Below are 23,247 nucleotides of genomic sequence, written 5' to 3'. Positions count from 1 at the left end.
TTAGTCTGATTGATACTGAATTAGTTCAGATTAATCAGCTGTTTTTAACTTTTCTTCGCTTTTTTAAGCTTCTTCTTAGCGGCCATTTTCGCTTTTTCTTTTGGCGATTTTTTAGCGGCTAATTTTGCCTTTTCTTTTGGCTTCTTCTTGGTCGGAACCTTAGCTTCTTTATTGTTAGGGCGTAAGCCTTCAATAAAGCGGCGCTTCAGGCCCATCTCAATGTAGCGCTCAATCTTAGATAACACGCGCATATCATGAGCTTCAACTAATGAAATGGCAGTGCCTTTGTTACCCGCGCGGCCAGTACGGCCAATACGATGCACATAGGCATCAGCAGTGCGTGGCATGTCAAAGTTAATCACATGGCTAACATTGTCGATATCGATACCGCGAGCTGCAACATCGGTAGCCAGCAAGACTTTAACCTCACCTTTAGTAAAGCGGCTTAAGGCTTGGAAGCGACGTTTCTGCTCCATATCACCACGCATAAAGGCACAAGGAATGCCTTCGTGCGCCAACATACCGTCCAGAGATTGCACTATGTCACGGGTCTTACAGAACACGATAATGCTAGTGGCATCTTCTTGGCGCAGCAAATGACATAACAGAGCAAACTTATGCTCCTTGTTGTCGGCTAAGTGGATCCACTGGTGGATTTTGGCCTTTTCGCTGCGAGGCGGAATGGTAGTGATTGAAATTGGGTCGTTTAACAGTTCACGGGCAAACGAGTTAACACCAAAGCCTTCCAAGGTTGCTGAAAACAGCATGGTCTGCTTACGACCTTGCGCTTCCATTGCAATGGATTTCACTGTGGTGCTAAAGCCCATGTCGAGCATGCGGTCAGCTTCATCGATAACTAAGATTTCAACGTCTTCAGCGGTAAAGCGGCGCTTATCTAAATACTCAAGTAAGCGACCTGGGGTTGCAACCAGAATATCTAAGTCATTAGCCAGCAACTCTTCTTGCGGGCCATATGGCAGGCCGCCAGTAATGATGCCGATATTTAGGCCTAAATCTGTGGCTAAGTGGCAAGCATAACGATGAATTTGACTGGCCAACTCGCGGGTTGGGGTCAAAATCAATACGCGTGCTTGGCCTTGGCGGCGACGCGGAAAGTCGATGAGATGCTGTAATGCTGGCAACAGAAAACTGGCCGTTTTACCTGTACCTGTAGGCGCTTTGGCCAAAATATCGCGCTGTTCCAGCGCCATAGGCAACACTTCCTGCTGGATAGTGGTTGGGGTCAAATGGCCCATTGCCTTAAGGGAATCGAGCAGGTCAGTATCTAAATCAAAGTTGTCAAATTGCATGCGCAGCATCTCAAAAAATATACGGGGCGCATTATAGTTAGCGCCGAGAAATAAAGCTATCGGGTTAAGCTTGGTCGCAGAGTGTACCATTTAGTTACTCGTGCGGCCTTATTTATCACAGGGTAAAGATTAAAAGCTTAAGTAAAAATCCGCCGTTAATGCCCGCATCTCATCACTATAGTCATGGCTTGAGGTGCGGATTAACAAGGGGGCTAATGGCTTAGCTTTGGCAGCAGTATTGGCACTAGCCTCAAAGCCTAAGGCTAATAAATGGCGACTCACAGGCTTGTGCGCCACAGTTTGCACTGTTTGATGGCGCAATACTTGTAAGTCAGAATTGTTTAAGGCCGCCAAAAAATCGCTCAGGCTTGCCTCGGGTAATATCAATGCCGCTTGTGCTTGAGGTTGCATTAAGGCCGTCATGGCGTTAAGCAACTGCGTAAAGCTTAGGCTATCAGTATGGCGCGCTTGTGAACGCCCAGGTTTTTGCGATTGCGGCCCTGAGCCAAAGTAGGGCGGATTACAAATAATGAAATCCGCGGCAGCTTGCCACTGAGTTAATGCGGCTAACTCACACACATCCTGCTCAATCACATCAATGCGCTCAAGCCATGGGCTGTTGGCTGCATTAAGGCGGCAAGCGTTTGCGGCCATAGCATCAATTTCAATGGCCGTGATGCGAGCCAAGCTGCGCTGCGCCGCCATTAAGCTTAATAAGCCACTGCCAGCGCCGATATCAATAATATGGCGGGCTTGGGATAACTCTGCCCAAGCGCCTAAGATCACGCCATCGGTACTCACTGGCATGCCGCATTGGCTATCATCGATATGAAATTGTTTAAAACTAAAAGGCATGGTCGGCTGGATTCTATCGGCTGGGTTAACGTTCAACAAGCGGCGCTAGTGTATCAGAAATTCGAGTCTCTGTATTGGTCAGACCACATAGTGGCGCTGTGGTCACTATGTTATTTTTTAGTTGTTGCTAATGCTTTTTTAAGGGGGGTAACTAACGATTAACTTACAATTAAAACGACTTAAGCTACTTTTCGTGCTCAAACGGGGTAAAAAACTTGTTTTCATTAAACTAGTCTGGTAAAGATTAAACTTGTTACCTAGTTAACAAGCATTGTTTTGGTTGTTTTATGGCTAAAAATAGCAAGATATATAGTAGCAATTGCTCGTTTTGGTTGGAAAATGAACGATAATCAATGAATAATTAGATTAATGTCTGTAAACTTTGATTTACACGTGCAAATTAGGGATGCCTCCCTACGGGTACAAGACTAGATAATCAATTGGTTTTAAAAAATAATATAACAACAAGACGAGGCATTCTGTGCAGAAACAACAACTGACATTTATGGACACCTTAAGTTTAGGCTTTATGACCTTTGCCTTCTTTTTAGGTGCTGGCAACTTAATCTTTCCGCCGCTCGCAGGCTTAATGGCTGGAGAATACATGTTCTCTGCTATGGCGGGCTTTCTAATCACAGCCGTGGGCTTACCTTTGATAGCGTTGGTAGCAGTCGCTAGAGCCAATGGTAAGATCATGGCCATGTTACCTGTATTTGCCGCTACCGCTTTAGCGGTTGCCATTTACATCATTATTGGCCCAGCATTTGCGATTCCGCGTACTGGCTTAGTGGCTTTTGAAATCGGCGCGCGCCCATTTATTAGCGACCCAGATGTAATGATCAATATTGCGGGTGTCGCTTTAAATCAAGCGCAGCTGTGTTACACCTTAGGCTTTTTCGCAGTGACTATGCTGCTGTCTATGTTCCCAGGTAAGTTACTTGATAACGTAGGCAAAATCTTAACGCCGGTATTATTAGTGCTGCTGGTGGGCTTAGCGATTTCTGTGATGCTAGTTGCGGGCGCGGCCCCTGGTATTCCACAAGGTGAATATGCTTCTGACCCATTAATCAAAGGGGTATTAGAAGGCTATAACACTATGGACGCCTTAGCCTCACTGATTTTCGGTATGCTGATTATTGATATCTTGCGTAAAAAAGGCATTGTCGATACCGCTAGCCAGACCTTGTACTTAGTGCGCGCGGCTTTGATTGCTGCTGCAGGTTTAGCCTTTGTTTATGTCGCCTTGTTCTTCTTAGGCGTCAGCGCTGGTGATATAGCGCAAGGTGCAGCTAACGGCGGTCAAATCTTAACGGCTTATGTCACTCATCATTTTGGCACCGTTGGAGTAGCGTTATTAGCCTTAGTTGTAACACTGGCTTGTTTAACTACCGCGGTAGGCTTAGTGAGCGCATGTGCTGAATACTTTAATGAGCTATTACCTAAGCTGTCTTATCGCTTATTAGTGGTGGTTTTCAGTATTATTTGTGCCTTGGTCGCTAACGTAGGTCTGACGGCGCTGATTAGCATCAGCATCCCAGTATTAGTGAGCATCTATCCTGTGGCCATGGCCTTAGTGTTAGTGACCTTCTTGACTGAACGTTTTGCCCGCCCACAATTTGCTCATCGTTTAGTTCTGTCAGTAGCCTTAATTTTTGGCCTGATTGACGGCTTTAAAGCGGCAGGCGTGGATACTAGCTCAGTGAACTTCTTACCTTTGTATGATGTCAGCATGGCATGGTTGTTACCTACTATTTTGGCTGTGGTGTTGTGCTTACTGACCTCAAAGGCTAAAGCAAGCAACTAATACGCGAGTGAGTAATCACCTTTTCGGGGAGTAAATTAAGGGCGCGATATTTGCGTCCTTTTGTTAGACTCGCGAAATTGCTAGCGCTTAAGTTATTTGAGTAAATGATGGATTTGAATTCTGCCCAGCTACAACTTAGTCAAACATCGATTGATGCCTTCATTGAAGAAATGTGGGCGCTAAAAGGCTTAAGTGATAACACCTTAAGCGCATATCGCACCGATTTAATGCACTTAGCGCGCTACCTTGCTACGCAGAATTTATGCTTAACGAGCGCCACACAAGCCGCCTTACTGGATTTTATTGCCATGCGCGCTGAGCTTGGCATGGCTAAGACTAGTAGTGCTCGGCAGTTATCTAGCCTGCGCCGCTATTATCGCTATCTAGTCAATCATCAACTCATCAGCGAAGACCCCTGTGCCTTATTGGATGCACCCAAACTAGGTAAGCATTTACCTGTCAGCTTAAGTGAGCAGCAAGTGGAGCGCTTGCTTAATGAGCCCAATACTGAGGATGCCATTGAGTGCCGCGACGCTGCCATGTTGGAATTACTGTATGCCACGGGTCTGCGGGTAACTGAGCTTGTGAGTTTAACCATGAATATGCTGAGCCTAAGGCAAGGCTTAGTGCGAGTGACAGGTAAGGGCAATAAAGATAGACTAGTGCCATTAGGGGAAATGGCGCAAACCGCCATTGAGCTGTATTTAAAGCAAGCCCGCGCCCAATTGCTGAAAGGGCAAAGCAGTGATGTCTTGTTTCCATCAAGCCGCGCCCAAATGATGACTCGCCAAACCTTTTGGCACCGCATTAAGCTGTATGCGCTGCGGGCTGACATTCAAACTGAATTATCGCCGCACACCTTGCGCCACGCCTTTGCGACTCATTTGCTCAATCATGGTGCGGATTTGCGGGTTGTGCAGTTGCTGCTTGGGCACTCATCATTATCTACCACTCAGATTTATACCCATGTTGCCCAATTAAGATTGGCGCAAATACACAGTGAACATCACCCGCGCGGATGAGAGTTTGCTTGCAGACTTGCTGCTGATTAAAACTAACTGATTGATTTAAATTCATCTGCCGTGTAACTTTTGCGGCAGTTATGCGGTCATAGATAGAAGAGCTAGGCAGTACGTGCCGTAGTTCTCTGACCCGATACCCACAAGGAATAGATATGAAGTCGACCCGAGCCATTTCTTTGCTGTTGGCCTTGAGCCTGGCGCCATTGACCCAAGCTGCTGATTTAACTGATGCACAGATGCAAAAAATCAAGACCAAGCTGAGCGATAGCCTGAGTATTGATGTGGCAAGCATGCAAGAATCACCATTACCTGGCTTAGTTCAGGCCATTACCGATCGCGGTGTGGTGTATATCACGGAAGATGGTACTAAGCTGTTTCACGGCAATATTTACGATCTTGATCAAGGCATGAAAAACTTAACTGAGCTGGCATTAGCCGGTCCGCGCCTTGATATGATCAATAGCTTTACCAATCAGATGTTAGTGTTCCCAGCTAAAAACGAAAAGCATGTGGTGACTGTGTTTACCGACATTAGCTGCGGCTATTGCCGCAAGTTGCATGCTGAGATGAAAGACTACAATGATGCCGGCATTACCGTGCGTTATTTAGCTTTCCCACGTCAAGGTGTGCCATCTAAGAATGCCGATGATATGCGCTCTATCTGGTGCGCGGCTAATCCGAATCAAGCCATGAGCGACGCACAAAATGGTCAAGCCGTACCATTAGCTAAATGTGATGCCGACATTGCTGGTCAATATAAAATGGGTGCGAGCATAGGCGTTAGCGGTACTCCAGCCATAGTGTTAGCCGATGGCAGCATGATCCCAGGTTATCAGCCTGCGAGCGATTTAAAGAAAATGTTAGACATGCGCACTCAGTAATGAGTTGAAGTGCATAGCGTCTGCGTTGATGCCTAACGGCGTTGATCAACGCCTAGCATAGATAAAAAAGGCGAGCTGATAGCTCGCCTTTTTGCTATGGTGCAGCATTAGATTTTCAGTGACAGGATGTGGTTTTGATTCGACACATAATTCGCCGCCCTTGGGTAGACGACTCGCATTTACCCGCCAGCTTACCGCCATTACTTAAGCAAATTTATGCCCGCCGCGGCGTTAATGCCAACGAGGTTGAGTTAGCGCTTGCTAACCTTTTGCGCCCGAGCACAATGAAAGATATGGGCAAGGCTGCGGCCATTGTGGCTGATGCGATTGAGCAGCAGCATAAGATATTGATCATGGGCGATTTTGATGCCGATGGTGCGACATCTACCGCTGTGTGTATTTTGGCGCTGCGGATGATGGGCGCAACCGCCCTTGATTACCTTATTCCTAATCGCTTTGATTTTGGGTATGGCTTAAGCCCGCAAATTGTTGAAGTGGCGCAGTCAATGCAGGCACAGTGCTTAATTACTGTGGATAACGGTATTTCATCCATTGAGGGCGTTGCCGCGGCAAAAGCCGCTGGCATGACAGTTGTGGTTACCGATCACCATTTGGCGGGCAGCGAATTGCCGCTGGCCGATGCCATAGTTAATCCCAATCAAGGGGGTTGCCCGTTTGCCAGTAAATCTATTGCCGGTGTGGGCGTTGCTTTTTATGTGATGTCAGCGCTGCGAGCAGAGCTTAGAGCGCGCGGCTGGTTTGAGCGCCAAGGCATTAGCGATCCTAACCTTGCCAGCTTACTTGATATAGTCGCGCTTGGCACAGTCGCTGATGTGGTGAGCCTTGATACCAATAACCGTATTTTAGTGAATGCAGGCTTAAAGCGCGTGCGCGCAGGTCAATGTCGCCCAGGTATTACTGCCATTTTAGATGTAGCCAAGCGTGACCCTGTCAAGTTAGTGGCCGCTGACTTTGGTTTTGCGGTGGGCCCTAGATTAAATGCTGCTGGGCGCTTAGATGAAATGGCGCTCGGGGTCGAAACCTTATTGTGTGATGATATTAATCGCGCGCGGCGCATGGCATCAGAGCTTGATGGTCTGAATGCCGAGCGACGTGAACTTGAAACTGGCATGCAGCAAGAAGCATTAGTGCATTTGGCTAAGCTTGGGCTTGATGATGCCAACTTGCCTTGGGGCATAGCCTTGTTCCAAGCCGATTGGCATCAAGGGGTGATAGGGATTTTAGCGTCGCGCATTAAGGATAAATATCATAGACCTGTCATCGCTTTTGCCCATGGCAATGATGATGAAATCAAAGGCTCAGCCCGCTCGATTAAGGGGCTGCATATGCGCGATACCTTAGAGCTGATTAATAGTCGCTACCCTGGCATGATACTCAAGTTTGGTGGCCATGCGATGGCGGCGGGGTTAACCATTAATGCCGCTTGTTATGCGCAGTTTGCCGAGGCGTTTGATCAAGCGGTGCGCGAGCAGTTAACGCTCACTGAACTCACAGGTGAATTGCACAGTGATGGCGAATTAAGTCTGAGTAATTTCAACTTAGAAACCGCGCAAATGCTAAGGCAAGCGGGGCCTTGGGGGCAGTCGTTTGAAGAGCCCTTGTTTGATGGCAATTTTCGTTTAATTCAGCAGCGCATAGTCGGGGAAAAGCATCTAAAAATGATGTTAGAAACTGAGTGCGGCGCCATTATGGTGGATGCCATCGCTTTTAATGTTGATACCAAGATTTGGCCAGATGCCAGCATTAAACAAGTGCGCTTAGTGTATAAGCTTGATGTCAATGAGTATCGCGGTAATCAAAGCTTGCAGTTGCTGGTGGAGCAAATCGAAGCGCAGTAGCGTATTAACGGCTTAGCTAGTTACCAAAATATAAGACCCGCAATTGCGGGTCTTGTTGTTAATGGCTTGTGTCACTTGCCGAGCTTAATGGCATGCTCATGCATAAGTGCCATTAACAGGCGTTTATGCATTGATAATTAGACCTTAATCATTAGGCCTTAATTGTTGTCACGCCAGTAGCGGCGCCAACCAGCAAAATATCTGCGCCGCGAGCGGCAAACAAGCCGTTAGTCACAACACCAACAATATTGTTAATCTGCTTTTCTAAGGTTTTAGGGTCAACAATGCTCATGTTGTACACATCTAAAATGATGTTACCGTTGTCTGTCACTACGCCTTCACGATACACAGGGTCGCCGCCTAATTTCACTAATTGGCGCGCCACATAAGAGCGAGCCATAGGAATTACTTCAACTGGCAGTGGGAATTGACCTAACACATCCACTTGCTTACTGACATCAGCGATACACACAAAGGTCTTAGCTACAGCAGCAACAATTTTCTCGCGCGTTAATGCTGCGCCGCCGCCTTTAATCATATCCATGTGAGGATTGATTTCATCGGCGCCATCAACGTACAAGGCCAAGTCATTAACACTATTAAGATCAAATACAGGAATGCCCAGCGCCTTCATCTTGGCCGTTGATGCTTCAGAGCTTGACACTGCGCCTTCAATATCAGCCTTCATTGTCGCTAACGCATCGATAAAGTGGTTAACGGTTGAGCCAGTACCAACACCGACAATGGTATCTTTCTCAACATACTTAAGGGCGGCCCAGGCGGCAGCTTTTTTCATTTCATCTTGGGTCATGCTGTAATCCTTGTTAGCAGTGCTTATGTGTGACCGATTATATACATAATCCCTAGGAAGCGGGCGCCTTTGTGATTACCTAAAGATGAATTATGTGAAGTTTCAGTTTGATTAATAGTTAGTTATCTACCTATGCCGGCAGTGGTAATTTCAATACTATGACTTATGATGGACATTACTTTCATCCATAGTTAGAGGCGGTTATGGCTGCAGCCAGTTTATTAACCTTGTTAGATGATATTGCCAGCATGCTCGATGATGTGGCGTTAATGAGCAAAATGGCCGCTCATAAAACCGTGGGCGTGTTGGGTGATGATTTAGCCCTTAACGCGCAGCAAGTGTCAGGCGTTAGCGCCGAGCGTGAATTGCCTGTGGTATGGGCTGTGGCTAAAGGCTCATTTATCAATAAAGCCATCTTAGTGCCGCTGGCACTAGTCATCAGCGCCTTTGCCCCTTGGCTAATTACGCCGCTCCTTATGGTTGGCGGTTTATATTTATGCTTTGAGGGCGCTGAAAAGCTTGCCGAAAAATGGCTGCATACTGAAATTGAACAAGATGATGATATTCCTGATGATTTAGCGGCGTGGGAGGCTGAAAAAATCAAAGGGGCTATTCGCACCGATTTTGTATTATCGGCAGAAATCATAGCTATCAGCTTAGGAGTCGTCGCCGCTAGCAGTTTTACCTTACAGGCCGTGACCTTAGTGGTTGTGGCTATCTTGATGACCGTGGGCGTTTATGGCTTAGTGGCAGGCATAGTTAAGCTTGATGATGCCGGTTTGTACTTACAGAATAAACCGGGCGCCAGTGCTGGCACCCGCGCCTTGGGCCGCGGCCTTTTAGCCCTTGCCCCTAAATTAATGCACGCCTTAACTGTGATAGGCACTATCGCCATGTTTATGGTGGGCGGCGGTATTTTAGTGCACGGCATACATGCTGTGGGCGATGTGTTTCAAGCGTGGGCGCAGGCTCTGCATGGCATAGCAGTAGTGGGACCCGCCTTAACTTATAGCTTACCAACTGTATTAAATGCGTTATTTGGAGTAGTGTGCGGCGCTATCGCGGTAGTGGTGTTTACCTTAGTGAAAAAACTGCGCGGCTGATAGCAATTGTTTAAATCTCAAAGTTAATCGCGTAAGGCGCGCTTAACTTTGAGTAAAGTCATGAACCTCGCTTGGGGTCACTACATAGTCAAGTCCTTGATCCCACACTTCAATCGGCAGGCTTTCAACCTGCTGCACTTGGTGAGCAAAGCCTATGGTGATGGCTTGGCTATGCACTAAAGTGCGATCATAATAACCGCCGCCCATTCCCATGCGTTGCCCTTGGCGGTCAAACCCGACTAAAGGCGTTAAGATGATGTCGAGCTTTGACGCTGCCATCACTTCGCGGCAATCAAGCTTGGGCTCAGCTATGCCAAATTGATTGTGTGTCATTTTGCTTTCTTTTGAGTATCGCAAAAACAACAAATGGCCTGCGCAAAACGGATGTAAGCGCGGTAAATAAAGCTCGCATTCTGGTAAGTGTTGGCGCAATAAATCGATAAGTGGCAAAGTGTTAAGTTCACTACCTAAGGTATGGTACAAGGCAATACGCTTGATTGGGCGCGGCTTGTTTATTGTTGGGATTGTTACTGTTTGAGAGCTTGCAGCTTGAAGATTTACTTCTTGAGCGCATAAGTGTGTGATGAGCTCTAGGGCTAAATGCGCTGCTTGCTTGGCGCTTTGGGCTTGTTGTTCTGGACTTAGCGCTGCGCGAGCTTGCTTGAGGTTTTGTCTAAGCGATTGCCTAAGAGCTTGTTGCTGTGACTTATCTGTTGGCGCAGTTGTGGTGTTTACTGAGGGCAGCGGCATAGGCTGAGCGCTATTAACCGCTGGCTGGCTAATTGAGTGATGCTTTGGGCTAGCATCTAAGTCCGCAGGTTTATCCATGGCGCTGACTTGTCTCTAGATGTGAAGCTTGGGATGCTCCCCAGAATGCCGTCTCGGGTGTAGCCCTTGAACCGTAGGTTCAAGGCGGGAAACTGATTACCTCCTAAGGCTTCTCGGAAAACCGAGCATGCTCAATGTCAGTAAAAACAGCTACCCTAAGTTTGTAAATATCGGCACAGGGACATTACCTTCAACGAACATCCCAGGGAGCAAAATAAGTTATACCTTAGCGGGCTCATCAGCGCTAGCTTTAGCAGGCGCTGATACAGGTTGACTACGTTCAACCAGGGCATTTTCTAAGGTGGACTGCAGCAAACCGATACGTGTATCCATTTGTTTTATGTAGTCTTGGTTCTTCATTTTTTCTTCATATAGCTCATAGCCAATATTTAAGGCGGCCATGATGGCTATATCTTCGCGACTTAGGCTATTGGTTCTTGCCCGCATCGCATTTAGCTGTTGCTCTATCTTAACGGCTACTTGCTTGAGCGCGGCTTCCTGCCCCACCGGACAGGCAATAGAGTAGGTGCGACCCAAAAGGGTGATTTCTACTGCACGATTACTCATCTAGCGTTATGTCCTGTGATTTGCTCTTGAGGCGGACTATATAAGGGCGCTGGCAAAAGTGCAAGCCAACAAAGCGTTGATTTTAGTATTGATGACTTAATTGCTGCCTGTTTGGTCAGTGTTTGCTTATTTACGAAGCGAGTAATCACGGGGACTTGTAGGCGATGGGATCAAAGTCCTTGGGCTGCCTAGGTCAATCTGCTAGCATTGCTAACAATATATCGTAATTGGAAATTAACTATGGCCACCCCTCCTTCTTTACGCATTGAACATGTGAATAATACCTTGCGCGAGGCTGAAATCGGTCAGGACGCGGTTGAGGTTCATGGCGCCTTGGTTGGCTTAATCTGTGGCGGGGTACAAACCAGCCCACAAGGGTGGCAAAAGCCCTTAAGTGAATTGATGAATGATGGTCAGCCACTGCCTAAGCCATTAGAAGTGTTGGTCAGTGACATGTATCACGATGCGGTGACGAACTTAGCGGAAATGGAATTTGGCTTTACGCCATTATTGCCAGATGAAGAAGAAGCCTTAGCTGCGCGCTTAGAAGCCTTATCGTTATGGGTGCAAAGCTTCTTAACTGGCCTTGCGATTATCCAACCTAAGCTTAAGCAAGCATCAGCTGAAGTACGTGAAGTGATTGATGACTTGTCTGAAATCGCCCGCGTTGAGCTTGACGTCGTTGAAGATGAAGAGTCAGAAGCGGCCTTGATGGAGCTGGTGGAATTTGTCCGCATGGGCGCCATGCTGTGTTACTCAGAGTTTGGTCCTGAGCCTGAAATGGATGCTGAACCAAAGACAGTGCATTAAGGGATAGTGTGATGAAGCAAGACGCCGAACTTTGGGATCTAGTCATAGTAGGTGGCGGCATGACCGGCGCCTTGCTGGCCTTGGCGCTGCGCTCGCTAACGCCCGCCAAAATAGCTTTGGTTGAAGCGCAAACTGTGAACTCGCAGCACCCAGGGTTCGATGCGCGCTCAATTGCCTTATCGCGCGGCAGTGTTGAGCAGCTTAAGCGTTGGCACTTGTGGTCTAATCTGGCGCCCAATGCCACGGCGATTGCTGATATTCATGTATCTGACCGCGGTCATTTTGGCATGACGCAGTTAGCGGCGGCGCAATTTGACTGTGATAGTTTTGGCCATGTGCTGGGGCTAGAAGATGCTGGCAGGCAGTTGCAGCAGGCGTTAATCAATGCTGAGATTGATTTATTTTGCCCAGATCATGTTACAGCGCTTAAAAGTCATTCAGATTATCAAGAAGTCACTTTAGATTCTGGTCGGCGCCTGCGCGGGCGTTTGCTCGTGGCCGCCGATGGCGCGCAATCTTTTGTGCGTCAAAGTCTTAAGCTTGAAAGCGAGCACATAGATTTTAATCAAAGCGCTGTGATTGCCAATGTTAGCCTTGATAGACCTCATGCAGGCCGCGCCTTTGAGCGTTTCACTGAGCATGGGCCGCTTGCGCTATTACCTATGGCGCAAGGCGATGGCAAATGTATGTCCTTGGTGTGGGCGATGAAGGCCGATGAGCAAGCGCGCTACTTAGCATTATCTGACAGTGACTTTTTACACGCATTACAAAGTGGTTTTGGTTATCGCGCTGGCAAATTGACTAAGATCAGCCAGCGTCATGGGTATCCTTTGATTATGTCGGTAATGCCAAGGCCGATTTATCATCGCTGCGTGTTTGTGGGCAATGCCGCCCAAACCTTGCATCCCATTGCTGGCCAAGGGTTTAATTTAGGATTAAGAGACATAGCCACCTTAGTGCAAGTATTAACGCCTGTGCTTAATAGTGGCCAAGATGCTGGCGCGAGTGAAGTCACCCACGACTATTTAGCCCATAGAAGCCAAGATAGACAAGCCACCTTAACGGCGATAGAAAGCCTAGTGCGCGGTTTTTCCAATCAAGCGTTTCCCTTAGTGCTTGGCCGTAATCTGGGGCTGCGCCTCTTATCTTGGTGTCCGCCATTAAAACGTCCTATTGTGAGCGCCGCCAGTGGTTGGCCGCTTCGACGTCTTAGTTAGCAAGGAATAGTTAGCAAGGAATTTTGATTGATGTTTACAACTCAAACCTATGATGTCGCCATAGTCGGCGGCGGTATGGTGGGGCTAACCACAGCCATTGGCTTAGCTGAAGCTGGCCTTAGCGTCGTAGTTATCGATAGCAGTCAGCTGAAAATGGTGACGGGCGAGCCTAAACTGCGCGTTAGCGCCATTAACTTAGGCAGTCAGCAGTTACTGGATAACTTAGGCGCTTGGACTTATATCGACCAGCAGCGTTTAGGGCCGTATCAGTCTATGTCGGTGTGGACTAAAAACGGCATGGGCCAAATAGATTTCGATGCCGATAGCGTGCAGCAACCGCGTTTAGGCTATATCGTCGAGAACGATGTCTTAAGCTTTGCATTAGGGCGGCGGGCCGCTGAGCTTGAAAAACTTACCCACTTGCAGCAGCACAGCTTATTAAGATTAAGCTTTGGTGATCGCGAAGCTTGGCTGCATTTAAGCGATAACCTCGAAGTGAGCGCGCGCTTAGTCATAGCTGCCGATGGCGCAGAATCTGTGGTGCGCAGCCAAGCAAAAATCCCCTTAACCTTTTGGGATTATGGTCATAATGCCATGGTCGCCACCATACGCACTGAATTGCCTCATGATGGCTGCGCGCGCCAAGTTTTTTCTGAACATGGTATTTTGGCTTTACTGCCTTTGGCTGACCCGCATTTATGCTCCATGGTGTGGTCACAACCGCCCATAGTTACTCAAGAGTTATTAGAGTGTGAGGCGCAAACCTTTGGCCGCGCATTAACCGCTGCCTTTGATGGCAAGCTTGGTTTATGTAGCCTTAATAGTTCACGCCAAAGTTTTCCACTGCGCATGCGCTATGCCCGTCATTTTGCCCGCCATCGCTTATTGCTGGCAGGAGATGCCGCCCATACCATACATCCATTGGCGGGGCAGGGCGTGAACTTAGGTTTGATGGACGCGGCGTGGATCATTGAAACCTTAAACGAGTTAAAAAATGCCGGTAAAGATATCGGGGAATATCGGCATTTACGGGCGCTAGAGCGTAATCGTAAGGCCGATGCCATGACTATGATTGCGGCAATGGAAGGCTTTAAGCAGTGCTTTAGTGGCGGTCATCCGCTGAAAAAGTTAGTGCGCGAGCTTGGTCTTAACTTAGTGGATTCATCCTCTGGCCTGAAAACACTGTTTATCGAACAAGCCATGGGGCAACACGGCCGCTTGCCAGAAATTTGCCGCGCGCCGCACTCCTCTTAATGGCGCTAGCCAGCCTAATCAAGGGCTAGCAACTGGTGACGAGCCTTCTCATCGCAAAATATTCACTCTAGTTAGCATTAGCTAATCTAATGCTGCTGGGGTGATGCATAAGATTATTTGTTGTATACAAACTTGTTGCTCAATGTATAATTTTGGCAATTTTTATATTCGGCAATAGTTACACCAAAGCAGATGCTTCCCCTACAAAATCTGCACAACAACACAGCAAAGCACAGCATTTCTGCGGTTTAATCGCAAGATTGAACAACAATTTTTACTCCCAGGATAAGGGCTGAAAATGGCTAAAACTGTACTCTACAATAAGCATCTTGAATCCAACGCGAAAATGGTCGACTTTCATGGCTGGGATATGCCACTGAATTACGGCTCACAAATCGAAGAACATCACGCGGTGCGCCAAGATGCCGGTATGTTTGATGTCTCCCACATGACAGTTGTGGACATCACAGGCGTTGACGCTAAACCTTTCCTGCGCCATTTACTGGCCAACGATATCGCTAAACTCACCCAAGCCGGTAAAGCCCTGTATAGCGGCATGCTCGATGATAACGCCGGGGTGATTGATGACTTAATCACTTACTATCTTACTGAGACCTTTTACCGGGTTGTGGTGAACTCAGCCACCCGAGATAAAGACTTAGCGTGGATCACTCGCCAAAGTGAAGGCTTTAACGTCACTGTGACTGAGCGCGCTGAGCTTGCCATGATAGCTGTGCAAGGCCCGAACGCTAAAGAACGTGCTGCCCGCGTATTTACCCCTGAGCAAATTGCTGCCGTTGCCAGCATGAAGCCCTTTTTTGGCGTGCAAACAGGCTCTCTTTTTATTGCCACCACAGGTTACACAGGTGAAGCGGGTTACGAGATTATCGTGCCAGTGAGTGAAGCTGAAGCCTTATGGCAAGCCTTGCTCGATGCTGGCGTGCGCCCTTGCGGGTTAGGCGCTCGTGATACATTGCGCTTAGAAGCTGGCATGAATCTTTATGGCCAAGATATGGATGAAAGCGTAAATCCCTTAGCCGCCAACATGGGCTGGACTATCGCTTGGCAACCAGAATATCGTGATTTTATTGGCCGCAGCGCCTTAACAAGGCTGCGCGCAACTGGCACAGATAAGCTAGTAGGGCTAGTGATGGAAGCTAAAGGCGTACTGCGCCACGGCATGACAGTACACTTTACTAACGCCCAAGGCCAAGAGGCTGAAGGTGTGATCACTAGCGGGACTTTCTCGCCGACCTTAGGCTATGCTATTGCCATGGCGCGGGTAGGGGCAGATATTGGCGATTGCGCTGAAGTCGCTATCCGCAATAAGCGCGTGCCTGTACGCGTGGTCGCGCCAGTGTTTGTACGCAATGGACAACAAGCATTCTGATTAAATCGAACAAGGAACCAAAACGATGAGCAATATTCCGTCTGAACTTAAGTATGCCGCTTCCCATGAATGGGCGCGTCGTGAAGACGATGGTAGTTATACCGTAGGTATTACCGAGCACGCCCAAGAGTTACTCGGTGATATGGTGTTTGTTGAGTTACCAGAAGTTGGCGATAGTGTCACTGCCGGTGATGATTGCGCCGTGGCTGAATCGGTTAAGGCTGCCTCTGATATTTATGCGCCTTTGTCTGGTGAAATCTTAGCGGTTAACTCGGCCCTCGAAGACTCACCTGAGTTAGTCAACTCAGATGCCTTTGGCGATGGCTGGTTATTTCGCGTCATGCCAAGTGATGAATCTGAAATTGATAGCTTACTTGAAGCCGATGCTTATCAAGAAATTATCGACGAAGAATAGTCGCCCAATTCAAAGCCCCTCTGGGGCTTTGTTGATATTGCCCCCTTATTAAGAGACCGGTTACAGCCGGCAATACATTAAAGGTTACCCATGAGCTCTAATACTCTTACCCAATTGGAACAGCATGACATGTTCCTGCGTCGCCATATAGGCCCTAGCCAAGCTGAACTGCAAACCATGCTCAACTATGTTGGTGCTGAGTCGTTAGAGCAGTTGACCGCTCAAATTGTGCCGGATGATATTCGCTTAACTAAGCCCTTAATCGTTGGTGAGTCGCGCTCAGAAGCTGAAGGCTTAGCCATCATTAAAGATTATGCCAAGCGTAACCAGCTGAAAAAGAACTATATAGGCATGGGTTACTACGGCACGTTAGTACCGAATGTGATTTTGCGTAACGTGCTGGAAAACCCAGGTTGGTACACAGCTTATACGCCGTATCAGCCTGAGATTGCTCAAGGCCGCTTGGAAGCTATTTTAAACTTCCAGCAAGTGTCTATGGACTTAAGCGGTTTAGATTTAGCTTCAGCATCTCTGCTCGATGAAGCCACAGCAGGCGCTGAGGCTATGGCCTTAGCTAAGCGAGTGTCTAAGGCGAAAAACGCCAACATCTTCTTTGTGGCGGATGATGTGTTCCCGCAAACCATAGATGTCATCAAAACCCGCGCCGAATACTTAGGCATAGAAGTCGTCGTCGGTAAGGCTAGTGATGCCAGTCAATTCGAATTATTTGGCGCCTTATTCCAATACACTAACCGCTTTGGTGATATTACTGATTTACCGAGTGTAATCGCGCCATTAAAAGCTAAAAAAGCCATTATTTGTGTGGCCGCCGATATGATGTCGCTGGTGCTGCTTAAATCTCCTGGCAGCTTAGGTGCCGATGTAGTCTTTGGTAGTGCTCAGCGTTTTGGCGTGCCTATGGGCTTTGGTGGCCCGCATGCCGCTTTCTTTGTGACCCGAGATGAGCACAAGCGCTCCATGCCTGGGCGCATTATCGGGGTGTCTAAGGATGCTCGCGGTAACAAGGCGCTGCGTATGGCGATGCAAACTCGTGAGCAACATATTCGCCGCGAAAAAGCCAACTCCAACATTTGTACAGCCCAAGTATTATTGGCCAACATGGCCTCTTTCTACGCCGTGTACCATGGTCCGCAAGGCTTACACACTATTGCTTCACGCATTCATCGCTTAACCGGTATCTTAGCCCTTGGCTTAAGCCGTAAAGGCATTGAGCTCGTTAACCAGCGCTGGTTTGATACCTTAACCTTAAGCGACGTTACCCCTGATGCACTGCGACGCGCCGAAGATGCCGGCATTAACTTACGTCTTGATGGCACACACAGCCAAGGCGCGAGCACTGTGGGTATTAGTATTGATGAAATCACTACCCGCGCTGATATTGCTGAGTTGTTTGATGTGATATTAGGCTGTGGTCATGGCTTAGATGTTGGTGCGCTCGATTCAGAAGTGATGGCCGTCGCACCTACGTTAAGCGCGAGTGAGCTTAGGGATGATGCGATTTTAAGTCATCCAACTTTTAATTCTTATCATAGCGAAACTGAGATGATGCGTTATCTCAAGCGCTTAGAAAATAAAGACATGGCACTCAATCACTCCATGATTTCATTGGGTTCATGCACCATGAAGCTTAACGCGGCAGTGGAGATGATCCCTGTTAGCTGGCCAGAATTTGCTAACATGCACCCTTTTTGCCCACAAGAGCAAGCGGCGGGTTATCGCGCCATGATAAGTGAGCTTGCCAGCTGGCTGGTGGATATCACAGGGTATGATGCCATGTGCATGCAGCCTAACTCAGGCGCGCAGGGCGAATATGCGGGCTTACTGGCCATTCGTAAATATCATGAGTCGCGCGGCGAAGGTCACAGAGATGTGTGCTTAATTCCGCAATCGGCCCACGGCACCAATCCAGCCACGGCGCAGTTAGCGGGCATGAAAGTCGTAGTTACCGCTTGCGACAAGTTGGGTAACGTAGATTTAGACGATTTACGCACTAAAGCGTCCGAGCTTGCCGATAACCTCGCGTGCGTGATGATTACCTACCCATCGACTCATGGCGTGTACGAAGAAACTGCGCGTGAGATTTGCGATATTATTCATCAGCATGGCGGTCAAGTGTATCTTGATGGCGCCAACATGAATGCGCAGGTGGGCTTAACTGCGCCTGGCTTTATTGGTGCTGACGTGTCGCATTTAAACTTGCACAAGACCTTTGCTATTCCGCATGGCGGCGGCGGTCCTGGTATGGGGCCTATCGGTGTTAAAGCCCATTTAGCGCCGTTTGTGGCAGGCCATGTCATAGTAAAAAATGGTGATATTTCCCAGAACAATGGCGCTGTGTCGGCGGCTCCTTTTGGTAGCGCTGGCATTTTACCAATTAGCTGGATGTATATTCGCTTGCTCGGTAGCCAAGGCTTAGTGCGCGCCACCCAAGTGGCCATGCTGAATGCTAACTATGTGGCTAAAAAGCTGTCGGAGCATTTCCCAATTTTGTACCGCGGTCGCAATGACAGAATTGCCCACGAATGCATTATTGATTTACGTCCACTGAAGGAGGCCTCAGGGATCACTGAAATGGATATCGCCAAGCGCTTAAATGACTATGGTTTCCATTCACCGACCATGAGTTTTCCTGTCGCTGGCACCTTGATGATTGAGCCTACTGAATCAGAAGCTAAGGTGGAGCTTGACCGCTTTATCGAAGCTATGGTGTCGATTCGCGCCGAAGTTGCCAAAGTAGAAGCGGGTGAATGGCCTGCCGATAACAATCCGCTGCACAATGCCCCCCATACACTTGCGGACATTATGGACGCTGAGTTTGATGCGCGTCCTTATACCCGCGAGCAAGCAGTCTTCCCATCGAATGCCGTGCGCGCCAATAAGTTCTGGCCATCGGTCAATCGCATTGATGATGTTTATGGTGACCGTAACTTGATGTGTAGTTGTGTGCCGTTAAGTGACTATGAGTAATTAGCGCTGCTAACGCAGAGTGAATCGCTGTCATCAGCTAATTAAAAGCGAACCTTAGGTTCGCTTTTTTATTATGCGACTTTTTTGTTGCACTACTTTTTTGGTGCACTAAAGCGCAGCGGCTTTATTTGCCGCATCCGAGATTGCCTTTTATTTAAAAACTGAGAAAATCACGGCAGTGTTCGCGTTTTAATCAATTGATTGGTCAAGATAGGCCATTGATAGGGAAAGATTAATGATGTTTGTAGAGTCGCGCCGTCTAATGCCATCAGCTTTACTGGCGAGTTGCTTGCTTAGCGTTATGTTGCCTGCTTTTGCCGTGAATGCCGAAGCTATGGATTCGAATGCTAAAGCCCCTGAGCCAAGCCCTGTGGTGACGGACACTTCAGAGTTAACCGCAAAAACCGCGACACCCAGCCGCGAAGTAGCAGATGCGCCAAGCGCTGAAGCCTCTGCAGCATTAGCCACAAAAGCATTAGCTACTGATGCATTAGCTACTGATGTATTAGCCACAGAAGCATTAGCTACTGATGCGTTAATGACAAAAGCATTAGCAGCAGATTCTCAAATAGCCGCAGTACCTAAAAACACAGATGAACCCATAGCCACTCTGGCGGCGTTGGCGTTAAACGGCAGTTGGGAGTTAGTCTCAGGGCGTTATCTTGATGGTGAAGGCCATTGGGTTGATTATACGAGCTTAGATTTAGTGGCTATCAAGGTGTTATCCAATGGCCACTTTAGTTTTACGACGATTCAAAAAGAGGACAATCATAAGCAAATTTGGGCGGCAGGCGCGGGTAAGTACCGAATCGAAGCCAATCAATATATTGAATATCCAAGTCTCACATCCTTTGAAATGCAAGAAAGGCAGAGCTTTAGCTTTGCCTTTGAGCTAATCGGTGATGAATGGCATACCCGCCGCACAGAAGATGGCGAGCTGAAAGAAGTCGAAGTGTGGCGCCGCTTAGATTAAGGGTGGTTATGGCTTAGCGCCACCAGCACTGTTAAACATTCTGTACTGGAATCAGCAGGCTTGGTATAGCGGCTAACGCTAAATCCGACATTTTCCATTAAGAGTTGCAGCTTTGACGGCTAACAAAAGCAGTATTTGGGTTAATTGAAGGTTTACAGGCGTTGGAGGGAGTATGGCAGCTATAACAGTGCAAGCTTTGCTTGATGATATTCGTCTGCTGAAGGGCGAACAATACGCCATAGTGGAAGCGGTTAGGGTGCTAATGGCACGCACCTTACTCGCAGCGGAAGAAGTGAAATACGGCGGCATTTTGTTTTCCACCAATGGCCAATTTGGTGGTGTGTTTGCTTATAAACATCATGTGTCATTTGAATTTAGCCATGGCGCGGATATCTGTGATCCATGGGGTTTGCTTGAGGGCTGTGGCAAAGGGCGGCGCCATATCAAATTGCATTCAATCGCTGATATTGAGGATAAAAAGTTGGCCGACTATTTAGCTTTGGGATTGGCGGCAGCGCAGCAAATGAAATCCCAAGGATAATCTGCATAAGGTTAATCAGCGCAAGGTTAATCACGTAAGTTGCATTACTTAACCCGCGGCCACTTGCTCGGTTGCTTTACTCGATAACTGGCAGGTGTACGGCATTAATAGTCACTTAGGCCAATTATTGGTGTGAAATTGTGTTTTTTTACCGATAAACAAGGTAGCTTAGCTCGCCTTAAACTAATTCACTCACCAAAGTGAATTGCGAGCTGAGGGGTAAGGTATGAAACATCGTTGGCAAGTGGCTATTTCTGCAGGGCTGTTAGCAACGCTGTGGGCGGGCGCGGCCGATGCGCTGCATTTAGTCACTTGGATTGGCTTTTTAAGCTGTAGCACCTTTTTTGCGCAAACCCATGCTGGGGTGAAAGGCATGCTTATGGCGATGGCCACGAATCTGTCTGGCGTATTCTGGGGCTGGCTTATCATCTCAGGTAGCAGCTTGTTTGCTGCGCCTTCAATGGCTTACATTTTAACTGGCATAGCCACTTCGGCCATGTGTTTACAGGCAAGCCATCAGCGTTTGGCCTTCATTCCTGGCGCCTTTATTGGTTGCTGCATTACTTTTGCCTTAAGTGCAGATTTAAGTGCCATTATCCCGCCATTATTAATTGGCTCTGCCCTTGGTTTATGCATGAGTTTATTAACGACTCAACTCGTTAATTTGACTGAAAAAGTCAAAATCATGAGTGTTAAACGCTGATTAGATTATCCATTGTTGGTAGTAGAGCGACACCTAAAATGGGCAGGGGCTGAAACCATGCATAGGTGTGGCAAGGCGTGGATGCTCAAAATACAAGTCGCTGGCGTGTAATTGCAGCCTTGGCGCCATGGCTTGGCTATCAAGCTTTGAATACAAGTCGCAGCCAAGAATGGGGTGGCCAAAGCTTAAGCTATGAATGCGCAGTTGATGGGTGCGGCCAGTGTGAGGCGTGTATTTAACCAAGGTGCGCTTGGGCTCATTTAAGCGCGCTAGAACTTGATAATCACTCATTGCCGCTTTTCCTGTCTCGGCGCAGATTTTTACGCACGGAAACAAGTCTTTATCTTTAGCTATGGCGCCATTAATGCGGCCGTTATCATCCTTAACCCAGCCGGCCAACATGGCCATATATTGCTTACTGACGTTGCGGTCTTGAAACTGGCGATTAAGCTGGCTCGCGGCCTGTGCATTAAGGGCGACGACCATAATGCCAGAGGTGCCAAAATCTAACCTGTGGGGCAATTTGGCATGAATAAAGGCAGGCGTTGCCCCTGCTTGACCATTCACTAAGCGGTAATGCACTGAGTCCCAGTTTTTCTGATTTTTACCTGACAAGCTTAATAAACCGTTTGGCTTATTAATCAGTAAGATATCTTCATCTTGATACAAGATAGTGACTAACTCATGGCATAGGGGCGCGACAAAATCATCCACAAGAATAGTGTTATTGGCGGATATGTTAGGCATGAATGTGTCTCTTGGGATGCAATGGCCGACATCATACCTATATCTGCTTGCTAGCACTTGCTTAAAATTTGCTGCCTTGTGTTAAGTGCTGAGTTTACGGCCGCGCTTGGCATTATTGTTCGCGGCTCAATCAATAGCGACACTTGGTGTTATTTGTGTAACTCACGTAACTCACGTAACTCACGTAATTCGCTTAACCTTAACCTTAACCTTAACCTTAACCTTAACGCTAAAGGCTTTTACTGGTGCGGGTTGTCATATCAATATTACCTTCGGCATTGACTGCCAAGGTTACGGTAATATCCGCCAATGCTTGCAGTGTTGAGATATGAGTGCCGCCGCAAGGAATACTGACCTTGTGCTCATCTAATTGGCATTGCCAGTAACGGGAATCGGTTAAATGAGGGCCGTCACACACTACATCAATCTTGGCGCCGGTTTGTAGCCACAACTGCAATTGCGCATTTACTTGCGCCCCTACATGGGTGAGCGCCGCAATAAACTCATCATTATTAAAGCCGCGCTTTTTTAAGGTTTTACCTAAGCGATAACTATCAAGGCAGACATCTTTACCGACAAAACTGGTTTCTTCGGCGTAACTGTGAAAATCGTAATGGCCTAAGGCATCAAACCTGCTAGGGGCTTTGCGCCAAAAAGCTGAGTGCAGCACTTTATTAAGGGCAAGCGCCGCCAAATGCGCGCCGCTGTGAGCTCGGCTTAAGGCTTGCTGATAGTCACTGTCGACTTTTAAGCTCACCACTGTGCCTAGCGTGATGGATAAGCTGGCATTAATGCGGTGCACGACCACAAACTGCCAACCGGCTTCATCGCGCTTCACTGGAATATCCGCGCCGATAGTAAGATAAGCCTCTTCACTATGCCAAGCGCCAACCAAGCAATCGATAACCTTATATTCTTGCTGGTTGATGACTAGCACGCCTTTGTCGGCGGGGTGATCGGGCCAAATATGAGATATCGGATGAAATGGCGTGGCCGCAGTAATGACAACGCTGCTGCTGTCATCATGTTCACAATAAAGAACTGGGCTATTTTGCTGATATATACCTTGGCTAAAGCTGATTTGAGTAGGGCTAACGGTTAACTGCGTCATGGTTATTATTATGGCTTGGTATGATGGTGACTTGCATGATATCAAAGTTGCAGAGGCG

At 47.8% G+C, this 23,247-nt stretch carries 21 protein-coding genes and 1 other RNA gene; 14 read left to right on the top strand and 8 right to left on the bottom strand.

Annotated elements, in window-relative coordinates:
• Positions 1-44: 44 nt before the first annotated feature.
• Positions 45-1,310: an ATP-dependent RNA helicase SrmB gene (gene srmB, locus AC1HDP_RS09235; protein ID WP_479638522.1), complete on the bottom strand. Its 1,266-nt coding sequence runs from the start codon at positions 1,308-1,310 to the stop codon at positions 45-47.
• A 129-nt stretch (positions 1,311-1,439) separates the two neighbouring features.
• Positions 1,440-2,165 (bottom strand): tRNA1(Val) (adenine(37)-N6)-methyltransferase, encoded by a 726-nt coding sequence (locus AC1HDP_RS09230; RefSeq protein ID WP_479638521.1) that lies wholly within the window; start codon positions 2,163-2,165, stop codon positions 1,440-1,442.
• A gap of 481 nt (positions 2,166-2,646) precedes the next feature.
• Here AC1HDP_RS09230 and brnQ point away from each other — a divergent pair, with 481 nt between their 5' ends.
• The 4 genes from brnQ (at position 2,647) to recJ (ending at position 7,731) form a co-directional block, all read left to right on the top strand.
• Positions 2,647-3,969: a branched-chain amino acid transport system II carrier protein gene (brnQ, locus tag AC1HDP_RS09225; protein WP_479638520.1), complete on the top strand. Its 1,323-nt coding sequence runs from the start codon at positions 2,647-2,649 to the stop codon at positions 3,967-3,969.
• Between the two features lie 104 nt (positions 3,970-4,073).
• Positions 4,074-4,991 carry a site-specific tyrosine recombinase XerD gene (gene xerD / locus AC1HDP_RS09220; protein ID WP_479638519.1) on the top strand — a complete coding sequence of 306 codons (918 nt, stop codon included), beginning with the start codon at positions 4,074-4,076 and terminating at the stop codon, positions 4,989-4,991.
• Positions 4,992-5,143: 152 nt separating this feature from the next.
• Complete coding sequence (dsbC, locus tag AC1HDP_RS09215; protein WP_479638518.1) at positions 5,144-5,872, top strand: bifunctional protein-disulfide isomerase/oxidoreductase DsbC; 729 nt, start codon at positions 5,144-5,146, stop codon at positions 5,870-5,872.
• A gap of 134 nt (positions 5,873-6,006) precedes the next feature.
• Positions 6,007-7,731, top strand: a complete 1,725-nt coding sequence (recJ, locus tag AC1HDP_RS09210; RefSeq protein WP_479638517.1) for a single-stranded-DNA-specific exonuclease RecJ — start codon at positions 6,007-6,009, stop codon at positions 7,729-7,731.
• Between the two features lie 151 nt (positions 7,732-7,882).
• On the opposite strand, the gene rpiA is transcribed toward recJ, so the two are convergent.
• Entirely contained in the window at positions 7,883-8,542 is a 660-nt protein-coding gene (gene rpiA, locus AC1HDP_RS09205) for a ribose-5-phosphate isomerase RpiA (RefSeq protein WP_479638516.1), read from the bottom strand.
• Positions 8,543-8,745: 203 nt separating this feature from the next.
• Between rpiA and AC1HDP_RS09200 the strand changes: the two genes are divergently transcribed.
• Positions 8,746-9,645 carry a DUF808 domain-containing protein gene (locus AC1HDP_RS09200; protein WP_479638515.1) on the top strand — a complete coding sequence of 300 codons (900 nt, stop codon included), beginning with the start codon at positions 8,746-8,748 and terminating at the stop codon, positions 9,643-9,645.
• Between the two features lie 42 nt (positions 9,646-9,687).
• Here the strand turns inward: AC1HDP_RS09200 and AC1HDP_RS09195 are convergent, their stop codons facing one another.
• The 3 genes from AC1HDP_RS09195 to AC1HDP_RS09185 form a co-directional block, all read right to left on the bottom strand.
• A complete protein-coding gene (locus AC1HDP_RS09195) occupies positions 9,688-10,473 on the bottom strand; it encodes a 5-formyltetrahydrofolate cyclo-ligase (protein WP_479638514.1) in 786 nt (261 codons plus the stop codon).
• 33 nt (positions 10,474-10,506) lie between these two features.
• Positions 10,507-10,685, bottom strand: a non-coding RNA gene (gene ssrS, locus AC1HDP_RS09190) — 6S RNA.
• Between the two features lie 7 nt (positions 10,686-10,692).
• The gene (locus AC1HDP_RS09185) at positions 10,693-11,040 is read right to left on the bottom strand and encodes a cell division protein ZapA (RefSeq protein WP_479638513.1); all 348 of its coding nucleotides are present in this window, start codon (positions 11,038-11,040) and stop codon (positions 10,693-10,695) included.
• 240 nt (positions 11,041-11,280) lie between these two features.
• On the opposite strand from AC1HDP_RS09185, the gene AC1HDP_RS09180 reads away from it, so the two are divergent.
• The 9 genes from AC1HDP_RS09180 to AC1HDP_RS09140 all read left to right on the top strand — a co-directional run bounded on the left by AC1HDP_RS09180 (position 11,281) and on the right by AC1HDP_RS09140 (position 21,331).
• A complete protein-coding gene (locus AC1HDP_RS09180; protein ID WP_479638512.1) occupies positions 11,281-11,850 on the top strand; it encodes a UPF0149 family protein in 570 nt (189 codons plus the stop codon).
• An 11-nt stretch (positions 11,851-11,861) separates the two neighbouring features.
• A complete protein-coding gene (gene ubiH, locus AC1HDP_RS09175; RefSeq protein WP_479638511.1) occupies positions 11,862-13,067 on the top strand; it encodes a 2-octaprenyl-6-methoxyphenyl hydroxylase in 1,206 nt (401 codons plus the stop codon).
• Positions 13,068-13,097: 30 nt separating this feature from the next.
• Positions 13,098-14,321 (top strand): FAD-dependent oxidoreductase, encoded by a 1,224-nt coding sequence (locus AC1HDP_RS09170; protein ID WP_479639866.1) that lies wholly within the window; start codon positions 13,098-13,100, stop codon positions 14,319-14,321.
• Positions 14,322-14,619: 298 nt separating this feature from the next.
• Positions 14,620-15,711: a glycine cleavage system aminomethyltransferase GcvT gene (gene gcvT, locus AC1HDP_RS09165; protein WP_479638510.1), complete on the top strand. Its 1,092-nt coding sequence runs from the start codon at positions 14,620-14,622 to the stop codon at positions 15,709-15,711.
• 25 nt (positions 15,712-15,736) lie between these two features.
• On the top strand, positions 15,737-16,126 hold the full coding sequence (gene gcvH / locus AC1HDP_RS09160; protein ID WP_479638509.1) for a glycine cleavage system protein GcvH: 390 nt from the start codon (positions 15,737-15,739) through the stop codon (positions 16,124-16,126).
• A 90-nt stretch (positions 16,127-16,216) separates the two neighbouring features.
• Positions 16,217-19,114, top strand: a complete 2,898-nt coding sequence (gene gcvP / locus AC1HDP_RS09155; RefSeq protein ID WP_479638508.1) for an aminomethyl-transferring glycine dehydrogenase — start codon at positions 16,217-16,219, stop codon at positions 19,112-19,114.
• A 235-nt stretch (positions 19,115-19,349) separates the two neighbouring features.
• On the top strand, positions 19,350-20,087 hold the full coding sequence (locus tag AC1HDP_RS09150) for a hypothetical protein (protein ID WP_479638507.1): 738 nt from the start codon (positions 19,350-19,352) through the stop codon (positions 20,085-20,087).
• Between the two features lie 172 nt (positions 20,088-20,259).
• Positions 20,260-20,628: a DUF1801 domain-containing protein gene (locus AC1HDP_RS09145; protein ID WP_479638506.1), complete on the top strand. Its 369-nt coding sequence runs from the start codon at positions 20,260-20,262 to the stop codon at positions 20,626-20,628.
• Between the two features lie 226 nt (positions 20,629-20,854).
• Positions 20,855-21,331: a DUF1097 domain-containing protein gene (locus AC1HDP_RS09140; protein ID WP_479638505.1), complete on the top strand. Its 477-nt coding sequence runs from the start codon at positions 20,855-20,857 to the stop codon at positions 21,329-21,331.
• 33 nt (positions 21,332-21,364) lie between these two features.
• On the opposite strand, the gene AC1HDP_RS09135 is transcribed toward AC1HDP_RS09140, so the two are convergent.
• Positions 21,365-22,078, bottom strand: coding sequence for an RluA family pseudouridine synthase (locus AC1HDP_RS09135; RefSeq protein WP_479638504.1), 714 nt, complete (start codon positions 22,076-22,078; stop codon positions 21,365-21,367).
• Between the two features lie 229 nt (positions 22,079-22,307).
• A complete protein-coding gene (locus tag AC1HDP_RS09130; protein ID WP_479638503.1) occupies positions 22,308-23,189 on the bottom strand; it encodes an alanyl-tRNA editing protein in 882 nt (293 codons plus the stop codon).
• Between the last annotated feature and the right edge of the window lie 58 nt (positions 23,190-23,247).

Source organism: Shewanella sp. ISS20, assembly GCF_056522965.1.
The sequence above is the reverse complement of the archived record's forward strand: the minus strand, read 5'-3'. Positions and strand labels throughout refer to the sequence as shown.

Bases quoted from the DNA above. Each gene is read 5' to 3' on its own strand.
- AC1HDP_RS09185 (WP_479638513.1), bottom strand. From the start codon at position 11,040: ATGAGTAATCGTGCAGTAGAAATCACCCTTTTGGGTCGCACCTACTCT.
- gcvT (WP_479638510.1), top strand. From the start codon at position 14,620: ATGGCTAAAACTGTACTCTACAATAAGCATCTTGAATCCAACGCGAAA.
- AC1HDP_RS09180 (WP_479638512.1), top strand. From the start codon at position 11,281: ATGGCCACCCCTCCTTCTTTACGCATTGAACATGTGAATAATACCTTG.
- AC1HDP_RS09130 (WP_479638503.1), bottom strand. From the start codon at position 23,189: ATGACGCAGTTAACCGTTAGCCCTACTCAAATCAGCTTTAGCCAAGGT.
- AC1HDP_RS09195 (WP_479638514.1), bottom strand. From the start codon at position 10,473: ATGGATAAACCTGCGGACTTAGATGCTAGCCCAAAGCATCACTCAATT.
- AC1HDP_RS09230 (WP_479638521.1), bottom strand. From the start codon at position 2,165: ATGCCTTTTAGTTTTAAACAATTTCATATCGATGATAGCCAATGCGGC.
- AC1HDP_RS09135 (WP_479638504.1), bottom strand. From the start codon at position 22,078: ATGCCTAACATATCCGCCAATAACACTATTCTTGTGGATGATTTTGTC.
- dsbC (WP_479638518.1), top strand. From the start codon at position 5,144: ATGAAGTCGACCCGAGCCATTTCTTTGCTGTTGGCCTTGAGCCTGGCG.
- srmB (WP_479638522.1), bottom strand. From the start codon at position 1,310: ATGCAATTTGACAACTTTGATTTAGATACTGACCTGCTCGATTCCCTT.
- xerD (WP_479638519.1), top strand. From the start codon at position 4,074: ATGATGGATTTGAATTCTGCCCAGCTACAACTTAGTCAAACATCGATT.
- AC1HDP_RS09170 (WP_479639866.1), top strand. From the start codon at position 13,098: ATGTTTACAACTCAAACCTATGATGTCGCCATAGTCGGCGGCGGTATG.
- gcvP (WP_479638508.1), top strand. From the start codon at position 16,217: ATGAGCTCTAATACTCTTACCCAATTGGAACAGCATGACATGTTCCTG.
- AC1HDP_RS09140 (WP_479638505.1), top strand. From the start codon at position 20,855: ATGAAACATCGTTGGCAAGTGGCTATTTCTGCAGGGCTGTTAGCAACG.
- gcvH (WP_479638509.1), top strand. From the start codon at position 15,737: ATGAGCAATATTCCGTCTGAACTTAAGTATGCCGCTTCCCATGAATGG.
- AC1HDP_RS09200 (WP_479638515.1), top strand. From the start codon at position 8,746: ATGGCTGCAGCCAGTTTATTAACCTTGTTAGATGATATTGCCAGCATG.
- rpiA (WP_479638516.1), bottom strand. From the start codon at position 8,542: ATGACCCAAGATGAAATGAAAAAAGCTGCCGCCTGGGCCGCCCTTAAG.
- AC1HDP_RS09150 (WP_479638507.1), top strand. From the start codon at position 19,350: ATGATGTTTGTAGAGTCGCGCCGTCTAATGCCATCAGCTTTACTGGCG.
- ubiH (WP_479638511.1), top strand. From the start codon at position 11,862: ATGAAGCAAGACGCCGAACTTTGGGATCTAGTCATAGTAGGTGGCGGC.
- AC1HDP_RS09145 (WP_479638506.1), top strand. From the start codon at position 20,260: ATGGCAGCTATAACAGTGCAAGCTTTGCTTGATGATATTCGTCTGCTG.